9 protein-coding genes are annotated in these 11930 nt (G+C 35.4%); all 9 read right to left on the reverse strand.

Annotated elements, in window-relative coordinates; all coding sequences use genetic code 11:
• Positions 1-129: 129 nt before the first annotated feature.
• Positions 130-1416, reverse strand: a complete 1287-nt coding sequence (locus BCU84_RS06845) for a site-specific integrase (RefSeq protein WP_102527327.1) — start codon at positions 1414-1416, stop codon at positions 130-132.
• A 110-nt stretch (positions 1417-1526) separates the two neighbouring features.
• Positions 1527-2609: a response regulator gene (locus BCU84_RS06850; RefSeq protein ID WP_102527328.1), complete on the reverse strand. Its 1083-nt coding sequence runs from the start codon at positions 2607-2609 to the stop codon at positions 1527-1529.
• A gap of 26 nt (positions 2610-2635) precedes the next feature.
• Positions 2636-7411: a PAS domain S-box protein gene (locus tag BCU84_RS06855; RefSeq protein ID WP_102527329.1), complete on the reverse strand. Its 4776-nt coding sequence runs from the start codon at positions 7409-7411 to the stop codon at positions 2636-2638.
• Positions 7398-8618, reverse strand: coding sequence for an EAL domain-containing response regulator (locus BCU84_RS06860; RefSeq protein WP_133146623.1), 1221 nt, complete (start codon positions 8616-8618; stop codon positions 7398-7400). Before BCU84_RS06860 ends, BCU84_RS06855 begins: the two co-directional genes overlap by 14 nt.
• A 313-nt stretch (positions 8619-8931) precedes the next feature.
• Positions 8932-9312 (reverse strand): STAS/SEC14 domain-containing protein, encoded by a 381-nt coding sequence (locus BCU84_RS06865; RefSeq protein ID WP_102527331.1) that lies wholly within the window; start codon positions 9310-9312, stop codon positions 8932-8934.
• 114 nt (positions 9313-9426) lie between these two features.
• Positions 9427-9594 carry a hypothetical protein gene (locus BCU84_RS20695; RefSeq protein ID WP_157936204.1) on the reverse strand — a complete coding sequence of 56 codons (168 nt, stop codon included), beginning with the start codon at positions 9592-9594 and terminating at the stop codon, positions 9427-9429.
• Positions 9595-9805: 211 nt separating this feature from the next.
• The gene (locus BCU84_RS06870; RefSeq protein ID WP_102527332.1) at positions 9806-10360 is read right to left on the reverse strand and encodes a hypothetical protein; all 555 of its coding nucleotides are present in this window, start codon (positions 10358-10360) and stop codon (positions 9806-9808) included.
• A gap of 257 nt (positions 10361-10617) precedes the next feature.
• On the reverse strand, positions 10618-10926 hold the full coding sequence (locus BCU84_RS06875) for a YkgJ family cysteine cluster protein (RefSeq protein ID WP_102527333.1): 309 nt from the start codon (positions 10924-10926) through the stop codon (positions 10618-10620).
• 173 nt (positions 10927-11099) lie between these two features.
• Positions 11100-11852 (reverse strand): pseudouridine synthase, encoded by a 753-nt coding sequence (locus BCU84_RS06880; protein ID WP_102527334.1) that lies wholly within the window; start codon positions 11850-11852, stop codon positions 11100-11102.
• Positions 11853-11930 lie beyond the last annotated feature (78 nt).

The raw sequence follows: 11930 nt of genomic DNA on the forward strand, positions 1-11930 counted from the left end.
ACCGTGCTGTTTTAACAAGAATCCGCCACTTTACAGGCAAAACAGCACATTATTTATGGCGTCGCTACGTGAAATCTGAACCTAACACCCTTGATACTCATTCAGATTTCACATACGAGCGCCTAAGTTTTAGGCTAAATGATCCAGTGGTTTGTTGGCAGCACTTTGATGACGTTCTGTTTGTGTGGTGTGCAAGTACTGTGACGTTGTATCAATGCTTTCGTGTCCTGCATCAGCTTGAACATGTGATAACGGCCTTTTATTAATATTGATGTCATGAGTAATCCCAGTATGCCTGATATTGTGTGCAGATAGTTTCCTCATCAATTCACTGTCATGATCAAAGCCATCTTCTAATGCTTTATCTGCTGCAAGATTGATGAGCGTATCTATTTCTTCTCTTATTTGCCTGATACCTAAATTTGCATTTAACTCACCAGACTCTCGGCCATGAGAAGCTGCTTTGTGTCTAATAAAAATTGGCTGTTGCTCATTAATATTAGGTAAATCACTAAGCCCAAGAAAATGGCGATATGTTTGAAGACCGTCTAACAGTGACGCAGATATTGCAATACTTCTAGCTTTGCCGCTTTTTGAAAATGGTACGTAGAAATACCAAATGCCATTGTGAGCATCTTTTCTAAACTGACTCATCATTGGTGAGTAACCAGCACGGGCGCTAATCTCAGAAATACGTAAGTAACAGCTATATAATATGTTGATTAAAAACAGACTTCGTTGATGTTTTTCTGGTTCTTTTTCTGCCAATTCAGTTACTGTACTGACGACATATGACCATTGTAATTTAGTAAAAGCATGATGGTTGTCATCGTCATTTTTTACGTATTTACGATTAACAGCAAAACGACTGTGTTTTAACCATAATTGTGCAGGATTTCGCTCAGTATATTCTTCACTATTTAAATAGCCGTAAAATGATGAAACAATTGCAATTTTAGTCTTTAATGCATTCTCACTTAGGCTGTATGGCAATTGTTTACCAAGCTTTTTCTTACCGATAAACGGTCTCCATGCAGAGTTTGGATACCTTATTCCTGAAGGTTTATCTGTCTTAAATTGTGCCACATTAAAATAGCCAACAAGATCAATTGGCGGGTTTTCACAGTAGTTTATATAACGGGCAATATCCTTACGCGTTACTTGAATCGGTGAAAGTGACGCGACATCAAAACACCAATGCAAGAACGTTGTTAGCTCGCTACGATACGCTTTGTAATTATTCTCAGATTGTTTTTGTTCAAATAACCAATCGGAACAATGCTCAATAATTAAGCCAGCATCTGGCACTTTATGAAGCGTTATCGTGGTGATATGTTGATTAACAAAGCTATTACCCGCAAGGATAAAGTCAGCGGAATCAAATAGAGGGTAAACTGGAGGTTTCTCGTTTAGCATAATCTTATCTTGCTGAAATAATTGATTAATTATACCAGAATTACTTAATGCCGATAACGTTATTTATCGGCACTAAAATAGCCGTTTATATTGAATTTAATACCTTTAAGTTAAATTACCGCAAGTATTTTTTTCAGTAGTGTTTCTGCATTTGTAGGTTTTACAATGTAATCAATAGCACCCAATTCACGGCATTCGATAAAGCTTTCTTTGTCTGTGTTACTTGTTAGCATAATGATTGGAACCTGGCTTAATTCATTAATTTCTTTTATGGCTTTTAGTGTTTGAATTCCATCCATTACTGGCATATCAATATCTAATAACACAAGTTCTGGCTGACAGTTTTTTAGTTTGTTTAGTGCTTCAGCCCCATTAGTTGCGACTTCAACATCAAAGCCTTTGGGTTTTAAAATTGTGGTAATAATTTTAAGCATTACATTTTGATCATCAACCACAAGTACTAAAGGCATTTTTTTCTTAAAGCTAGGCTTAGCAGCCCTTACCTTGCTGCCTATTTCGTTAAAATATTTCTGATTATGGGCCTTAAAATTTTCAACTCTAGGTTTAATCTTTTCTACTTGCACTTTGACTTCAGCACTCTCAGTCATATCTCCTTTGCATAACTGATCGACTTCAGAAATAAGCTCGGTTAGTAAATTATGCTGTATGCCCTTTTCGTCTGTTAAAGATGTTTCAACTTCATGCAGCTGCTGTGAAACAGATTGTAATTTTTTAATCACTGCCTTTTTATCTTGTTGGTAAGAGTTAACTTTATCTTGGCTGGTTAATAAGTCACCCATTTGCGTTATTGAAAGCCTAATCCTATTCATATCATATACGGGTCTAAAAGTTTCATAGCTATAGAAGCGCCCTTTCGAACACTCAAAATAGGCAGCTTCACGATGTTCTCTGCAACAGATTAATAAAGATAAATATTTATCACTATGGATTTTCTTGTTTTTATTGAGTTCTACAAAAATATCATTAAATTCAATTGCTTCTTCAGTTTTTTCAAAAGCATAAATAAATAACACTGGCTGAGATTTATCCGTCATAAAAGCAATAAACTGTTCTTGGTTAGTATTAACATCGCAGTACAAAATACTTTGATATTTATTTCTAAGGATTTCTCGAATCACTTTTTTAATTTCAATTGAATGATAAAAAACCACCACACTCATTAAATTGTCCATAAACCGCCCTGTTGCTTATCAATGTACTAGAGTACTGTTCTGGTTTCTAAAACACGTTTAATTAATACTAATTCTGCTTCAATTTCATTGATATGAGTTACTATCCCCTCAAAGTTATCGTTGTTTTTCTCGATCCACTTAAATAACTCACCTAATGATATTGCGCCACTTGATACGGAAGCGCCTTTTGCTGCATGGCCTCTACTTCGTATTGTTTCTGGGTCTCTATTTTCAAGCCCTTGCTTAATTAACTCAAAATCATCTACTACACTTGACCAAAACATAGCTAAAATCTCATCAGTAATGTCTTTATCGTTGGTACCAATCACAGCTTCTAATTGACTGAAATCAATCACGGACTGTGTAAACTCTTGAGTTGGTAAGTTTGAATCTGCCGTTAATGTTGATTCTTGACTGTTAATGTCTAAATACTTTGCTAGCTTTTCCTTTAAAGTACTTATTTCTATTGGTTTAGCGATATAATCATTCATACCTGCATCAAAACAATTGTCAGACTCGCCGACCATGGCATTAGCTGTAACTGCGATAATGATAGTAGGAGTCTTATTCTCGAGGTTTTCTATATCTCTAATGGTTCTAGTTAATTCTAATCCATCCATATTTGGCATATGCCAATCAGTTAGTAATAAGCTAAACCGACCTGTTTTCCACAGTTCGAGGGCTATAACACCATCTTCAGACATTTCATAAGCATATCCAAGGCTATCTAGCTGTTTGCCTAATACTAAACGGTTGGTAGGTTGATCTTCTGCCACCAAAATTAACGTATTATTTAACTCAGCTTCTGCAATAGTTTGAGGCACAACAGCTTTATTTGATTGATTATCTTCAGTGGACCAATCAAGTATCGGACTTTCTAGACCGCATAACACTGCAAGACCGAATATCAATTCTGTCGGTTTAAGTGGGTGTGTTCCTACCACATAAGTGTAAGGGTCAATATGCCCTTTTTTTTCAATAGGATCTGAGTTTAATTGTAAGGTTTTAACTTGTTTACATTCATTAGTACATTTAAATTGCTCTGTGTCGGTAAGTAATACAGCAGGCATTGATGATTGTGTAACAAGATAACAGTCGTCAATAGATATAACGTGGATATTGTGATGTTTAAGTTGCGCTAAAATTGTATGGCAAGAATTAGCAAGGTCATCATTAGAGCATGCAATAAATACTGCATACATAGAAAAATCGAATTGCTCAAATTCCACTTCTTTAGATGATTCTGCTTGTACAGGAAGAACAACTTTAAATGAGCTTCCTTCACCAAGCTCACTGTTAATTTGTATGTCGCCTTTCATTAGTTCAGTAAACGATTTGGTTATACTTAGCCCTAAACCTGTACCGCCAAACTTCCTCGTTGTTGATGAATCGGCCTGTGAAAAAGGAACAAATAATTTTTGTTGCTGCTCTGTTGAAATCCCCACACCATTATCAATCACTTCTAATGACAATAAATTTTCTTCAAACTGTGTTTTAACCGTTACCTTTCCTTTGTCCTCTTTGCCACCTGAAAATTTAATCGCGTTTCCTAATAAATTAAGCAGAATTTGTCTTACCCTAACAGTATCCAGCATTAACTCTTTAGGCATTGATAAGTCAGGGTTGATGTACAATTCAACATTTTTGTTTGATGCATTAATCCATAGGTTATCCATGGTTTTTTCGACTATCGAAAGTACATTACATGGTGTTAAGTCAATTTCAATTTGACCCGACTCTATCTTTGAAAAATCTAAAATATCATTAATAATATCTAACAATGAAAACGACGAGTCACGAATGGTCGTTACCATTCTTTTTTGGTCTGAGTTAAGAGGTGTGTTTTTAAGAAGGTCAATCATCCCTATTACACCATTCATCGGCGTTCTAATCTCATGACTCATCGTAGCTAAAAATCTAGACTTAGATTTACTTGCCTGCTTGGCCGCCTGGCTTTCTTTTTCTAGCGCCAATAGAATTTTTTTTTCATGTGTAAGATCAATATTAATACCATACATGGTGACTGGTTTTTGATTTTCATCCAACAATAAGTCAGCTGAACACTGAACCCATCGAATGGACTTATCTACTTTATTGATGACTCTAAATTCAGTTTTAATTGAACAAATATTGTCTATAGCATCAGCGACTTCTTGTTCTGCTATTTCAACATCATCGGGATGAACCCCATTTCGCCAATCTTCATAAACTATAGTTTGATTCTCATCAACACCATATAATTGGCACATACGCGAATCCCAATTTAGTTCTCCAGTTTGAAGGTCATAAGCCCAATTACATACGCCTGCGGCTTCTGAAGCTAAATTGATACCACTGAGTAATTTATCCCTTTCGTCGTTTGCTAGGAGTAATGCATCTGCCGATGCGATTCGTTCTGAAATATCTTCAACAACAGCGATAAAAAATAAAGGTTGTTGAGTGGCATCTTCTCTGACTAATGAAACAGATAAATTAGCCCAAAATACAATTCCATCAGCCCTAATATAACGCTTATCTGTAGTAAAAAATGACTTCTTGTTTTCAAGTAGATCTTTTATATATTGAAATGATTGAGGAATATCTTCCTCATAAGTGACATCTTTGATTTTTTTAGTCAATAAGTCGCTTTCTTCGTAGCCTAAAATCTCACACATCTTTGTATTAACTTCTAAAAAATTAGAATCGGTTCCAACACGTGCAATGCCAACAGCAGCCTGATCAAATGCTGTTCGATAAATAAGTTCCTGATCATGTAATTGTTTCTGTAATTCAAGTTCTCGCCGTTTAGTCTGCTCCTGTACAGAAATATCCCTTACAATCGCTACATACATTGTTTCTGCTTCAAGAACTGTTTCACCTACGGAAAATTCAAGTGGGACTTGATGCCCTGATTTATGTAAACCATAAATTTTCTGTGTTTGTCCGATGTAATTTCTAAGCCAATCTTTAAACGGTGATTTATGCAATTGATCTTGTTGATTATATTGTAAGCTGACGAGTAATATACTGATGTTATAATCAATTAACTCTGTACGTGTCCGACCAAAGATTAACTCTAAAGATCGATTTACATCTTTGATATTACCTCGTTCATCTAAAACAATTGTGCCGTCAAAAGTGGTATCAAAAACAGCTCTTAATCTGTTGGCAGAGTCTTTAGATTCTTTCGTTCGCTCTTCTAATATCAATGCCATTTCTACCATCGATGCTTCTTCTTTTTGCTTTTCTTCGGTTATGTCATTTTGCACACCGATGTAATGAGTTAACTGGTTATTTTTATTAAACACTGGCCCTAAAGATAAGTTATTAATAAACGAATGACCTGCTTTGTTGTAATTAGTAATGACAACGTCACAAGGTTTTCCTTTAGTAATAGCATGTGACATCTGCTTTATTAATGCTTTTTCAGTATTGGGACCTTGCAAGAAACGGCAGTTTTTACCTAAAACCTCTTCTGCGCTGTATCCAGAGATATCACTAAAAGCTTTATTGATAAAAATAATAGGTTGATCTGGCAGTCTGATGTCAGTAACAACAATTCCCGTTTTGGTTGAATCAATTGCACTTCTTTGCAAATCTAATATTTCTTGTTGTATTTTGTTTTTATCAACCAGCTTTTGGTTATCGATAAATTTTTGCTTTAAATCGTCAATTATAATATGTGTCTCGTGATCAACATTTGTTAATCGATGCTTACTATTTGGGTTTGTTGATAAATTTTTTATAGAGTGAGTTAAGTTATTAAGTGGTATAAGTAGTTGTTTATATATCAAATAACCTAAAGTGAGCAAAAGTAAGAAGCTAATTATTAATGTTTGATATACATTTTTGTCGAATAACTGAGAAACAGAAAAAGCATCCTGTTGATCAATACGAATAATGGTTGACCAACCGATATTTGGGCGTTGTTTATGACCTGAAAAGTGGCTAAAAATTATGATCTGTTCAACGTCTTTAGTTTCGTGGCTGGTTAATTCTACACCAGAAAAGCCAGCTATCGCTCGATCAGCCCCTTTAACCCCTGCGTCTATTAAATTAACTTGATTCAATATAGAAAAATCACGTTGATAACTGTTTTGGTGTTTACTAATGGGGTCAAAATCAATTAACAAATAACCTTGGTCGTTAATTAACGCCAACTCGAGATGATGTAAGTCGTTTAGCGCTAGTTGTTGATAGGTATTTTTAAAAATTTCTTCTATGAGGCTAAAATCGATAATGTTTATCCATATCGCGATCTTATCTCCGTTTTCAGCAAAAATTGGATGACCTATTAGTAAGTCATATCTATCAGGATAATTATCAATAAATTGTTGTTGCGGCCCAAACAAGTCAGCCTGTTGAATGCGATTAACCTGGTTGTTTCGAATTGCTTTAAACCATTCTGAATTAGCGATTGTTAATTGGTCTACGTTAAACTTAGGAACATTAGCAGACAATTTATTTTTAGTGGTTTCGACTAAGACCTTACCTTGTAGATCTAATATCGCAATTTTGATGTAGTTGTCTTTTTGTGTGGTTAGCGTATTTAGTTTAGTTTTAAAACTCTCAGTACTAATAATATCGATCAAGTTATTTTCATTTACTGGCCCCATGATTAAAGGCTGTAATTGAGTATCGTTTAGCTGCTCATATAAACTCTTTTCGACTAACCCAGTTAGCATCTTTGATTGTTTTTCATAGAAAGATACCGTCTGTTCTTGAAGTAATTTATCGTTATTTTGTGCAAATATATAAATACTAGTTAACAAAACAACAGAAATAGCCAAAAAGCTTACAGTCATTAATTTATTTTTGTTCAATTGGACTTACCTCTTCTTTTGCACCAAAACCCAAGCCTAACTGATTAATTTTATTCACGACTTCATTGGCAGGTAATGGTTTAGAAAAGAAAAACCCCTGGGCAATTGAACAACCAAGTTGCTGAATTAAACATTTAGTTTCATAGTCTTCAACACCTTCTGCTACTGCGAGTAAATCAAGGTCATTAGCTAATGAAATACTTCTTCTGAAGAGAGCTTGAGACTTTGTGTTATTTAAAATATCTGACACAAAGCATCGATCGATTTTAAGCTCATCAAAAGGCAACATATGTAATTGCTCTAATGAAGCAAACCCAGTACCAAAATCATCAATTGATAATTTAAATTTCAGCATCCTTAACCTGAGTAAGGCGACAATCATGATCGAAGGGTTCGATGGAATGGCTGTTTCTGTTAGCTCACAAGTAATGGCGCTATTTGCAATCGCGTTTGCAGATGCGGTGCTTTCAATCCATTGCGGTAGAGTGTCATCCACTAAAATCTTTCCGGACAAGTTAATTGATAAGTTGAGTGATGAGAATGTGTTATTTAATTTTGAAAAGTTTTCAAAGGCATCTGTGATCACCGCTTTCGTTAACGGTAAAATCAAGCCAGTATTTTCTGCTGAATTAATGAATTGCGATGGCGAAATAACGTTATCGCCATCGACTATTCGGGCTAGTGCTTCAAATCCCGAGACTTGATTTGTATTTAGATTATATTGAGGTTGAAAATATGCTTTTACATTACCTTGCTTTAGATGAAACTGAAGTTGTTCTTGTGTGAGCTCTAGTAATGGTTCTTGTACTGTAAATGTTTTTAGAGAGCTCGCCTGCTTAATCAGAGATTTAAGCATCATTGAAGTTATTGGTTTGGGAACGATTGAAAGGATGTTTAAGTGGTAATGAGAGGCTAATACTTTCGCTGAGTTAAGCAGATTTTCATCTTCACCACTAAATAATACGATTGGGCTAGTGTATTTAATTTCGATTAATCGTTCTAATAGATACAAACCGTCTTTGACTGGCATGTTTAAATCACAAAACACCATATCAAAATTACATGTTTTAATAAGATTGAAAGCATCTAATCCATCAGCTGCTTCAGAAATATCAAATTTACCCAACAGCTGTAGGCTTTTGATAAAAATCTTTCTGATGATTGATTGGTCATCGACAATCAGTATAGAACGTATTTCCTTAGCCACTATACCTCCACTTATTCGAAATTCCTTTTCATAAAATAAGTATAGACATAAATAAGAAAAAACAAGGAAGAAACAGGATGTTGCCAGATAAGGTTTAATACATTGATCACATAAAGACAAAGCAGTTTGAAACTTATCACTTATTCAAAGCTTTTGACCGAAGCAATTAACCTAAGTAAATAACCTAAGTAAATAACCTAAGTAAATAACCTAAGCAATAAAGATTGCTCAAATGCTGCTAAGCCTTATAAACCCTAAGCATACCTCGTTAACTTTTACTTATGGTAAACAAGGTGTGTTTAAGGTTTCGGTATTAGTTCAATAACCACTGAAGTGCTTTGTCTTTATCTTCAAAGAACTGTGATTTACCGTGTATAAACCATTTCGCAATTTTGCCAGCAAACTCTTGCCAGCCTTTATTGCCGTAAATAGCTATTTTTTCAAATTCGTTGCCATGTTTCAGCCCTAACTTTAAATCATCCCACGCAGCTCTCATTTCCCAGCCGTCTAACTCGGTACCATCAATGAAAACTTTTACCTTAGGATTGTTAACTTCTGCTAAAGCAGATTCGATAATTGGCGTTATTGTAAGATAGTCCTGATGAGTTAATGTCCCTTTTGCTTTTAGTGATAAAAAAACATCACTGTTAATTCTCTCTATGCCTATAGAAAAGCCATGTGATTCCTGGGTCATAAATTTCTCCTTCTAACATTGATAGCGACGAACCGAATTACTAGAACACTACTAAGTTAGCATATTTGTCCAAAAAAAAAGCTACCCAAAGGTAGCTTTTTACAGGTATTGAATTTAGAAATTCATACGTGCATTGAGACGGAATGTTCGGCCTGTTTGGTACTGATAAACGGTACGTGAGTCCGTCGCATTACCTGACAGTGGACTACCTTCATCTAACACTTCACCATTAACACAGAGGGACCAGCTAGTGTCATACTGACGTTCACATCCTTTATTCAAGTGCACTGCTTTAACTTAGGAAGAAAAACTCTTCATACCCTTTAGCCAAAATCATTGATTAAAGCCTGCAACTAAGAATTTAAGCTTGCTAATAAGTGATAAGCTGTTAGCGCAATGGTGAACTTTAAATGTTTAAATACATCACACCACAGTATTGTCGACGGCTGCTAAAATAGTTCACCGATACCTATCTCATTCTTGACTATAGTGACTATTCAGATTGTAATTTCAATTGATTCAAATGGTCGACCATGACGAAACATAATTCAATATATTGAATAGCTTCTACTTTCCCAACCTCATAACCTTTTGCATGAGCCACTTTGTTGCGTAATTGGCGAAGTTCACTAAACAACTTACCTTTCTTAGTATCAATTAAATCTTCAGTCACTAAAATCTCTTCAATGTCTTTGTATCGAGTGTCAGAATCGAAACTAACATTGGCTATTTTCGCTTTAATTAGCCCTTCAGCAGCGCTATCAACTTCAGCCCACGCTTGTATAATTGACGAGCTAGGTAAATTTTCAACTGAAGCAATCAAAACTGATTTCTTGTCAATTTCAAGTTCAGGGAAAGCACCTTCAGCTTTTTTAGATACTGCCTTTAATTCTTGACCAAACTCAATTTCAAAGTCTTTAAATTTTAATTTCTTAGCTAATGGTATTAAGGCAGTAAGTGGTTTCTGAAGCGTTATGATGCTAAAAATAAACACCGCAGGCCAAATTAACTTATCTAACAGTTCAATAAAAAATTGCATTCCATCCATGTTGATTCACATATCCTTTGTTCTGTCTGTATAAGGTTAAAACAATTACGCAAGTAACTCAGTCAACTTATTGAAATTAGTCATTAAACACTATAAATATTTGGACGACAAACTACCCATAATATTTACAGAACGGCTTTGTGTTACATTATTGGTGTTTAACATTAAAGCTTTGACTTTAAGTGATAAATTTAGCTATTGATTGAGAAATAAAATTGAAGGAAAACAACTAACAAGAGTAAAATCAAACGGGTTAATTACAGTTGTTGTCTTTCTTCAACACACTCATAAGAGCCCATTTCAAATTCACGGCAAACCCAAGGGCGGTTTTCATAGATAGTACACATAAGTGTTTCTCTATCTACAGCTACACACCAACCATCATCTAATCGCTTCATGACTTCCCCGCCCCATTGATCTTCACCAATATATTCTTCAGGCACGCCAGTATCCGAGATTAAAATCACTTCAAGTTTACAGCAGCAGGCCTTACAACCTGTGCAGGTGATATTGGGATCAATATCTGTGCTATCAACACTGAGGATTTCGGTGATTTCAATTTTCATTTAAACCATTTATTTTGGTAATAGCTAATAATAAAGCTAGTAGTTTAGCGATAGATGTAGCTAGGGAATCTATTCTGTAGCAGATAATAACCTAGAGGCGGCTTTCTACATAACATAACATCTGATTTCAGTGCTGTTTGCACTCGTTTTCAACAGTTCGTAACTAGGATTGGTTAGTTAATGAATGAATTAACTTCACATTGAGTTAAATATCGCCAGTGACCGAGCGGTATATCTAACTTAAGCTGGCCGATTTGCTCACGATGCAACGCATTGACGCGATTACCTACGCTGAAAAACATCCTTTTTACTTGATGATAGCGCCCCTCTGTTATGGTCAATAATACTTGCTGTGGCATCTGAGTTTTATAACCATCTTGCTGGTTTTGGCTTGGATCTGGTACGAATGCTTGTTCAACTCTAATTTTCTTCAGTTTAGCTGGCAGTGTTGGTTTTGCCTCACCCGATAACAATACCCCTTTCTCAAAACGTTTAACGACGTCATTCGCAAGTGGTTTGGACAGAGTCACCCGGTAAGTCTTTTCGCAATTTTGTTCAGGCCGCATAATGTTAAATGACCAACGACCATCGTCTGTGATCAAAACGAGCCCGGTTGTATCTGCATCTAACCGCCCAGCAATATGCAATTCTTGTTTATCTTCAATATTAATTTGATTAAGAATAGAGGGATAGTCACCATCAACATTTGAGCAAATGGTATTGGCTGGCTTATTAAACATCAAATAACGAAATGCTCTAGGAATGAGTTGCTCACCCAGATAATTAATCAGATTATTTTCATGCACTTGGTAACGAACATCTGTTATGACTTGTTGATTAACAGTGACTTCACCTGATTCAATACAAGTGGTTACTTGTTGCTTCGTTAATCGAGTGCTGCGCATTACAAATTTGTCTAATCTCATTTATTTATCTAATCACTTATATTGGCGAGAATTTTACACTTAACACCCAAACAAAAAACGGCCCTGAAGCCGTTTTGA

Source organism: Shewanella sp. 10N.286.51.B7, from assembly GCF_002873615.1.
Taxonomy (GTDB): Bacteria; Pseudomonadota; Gammaproteobacteria; order Enterobacterales; family Shewanellaceae; genus Shewanella; species Shewanella electrodiphila.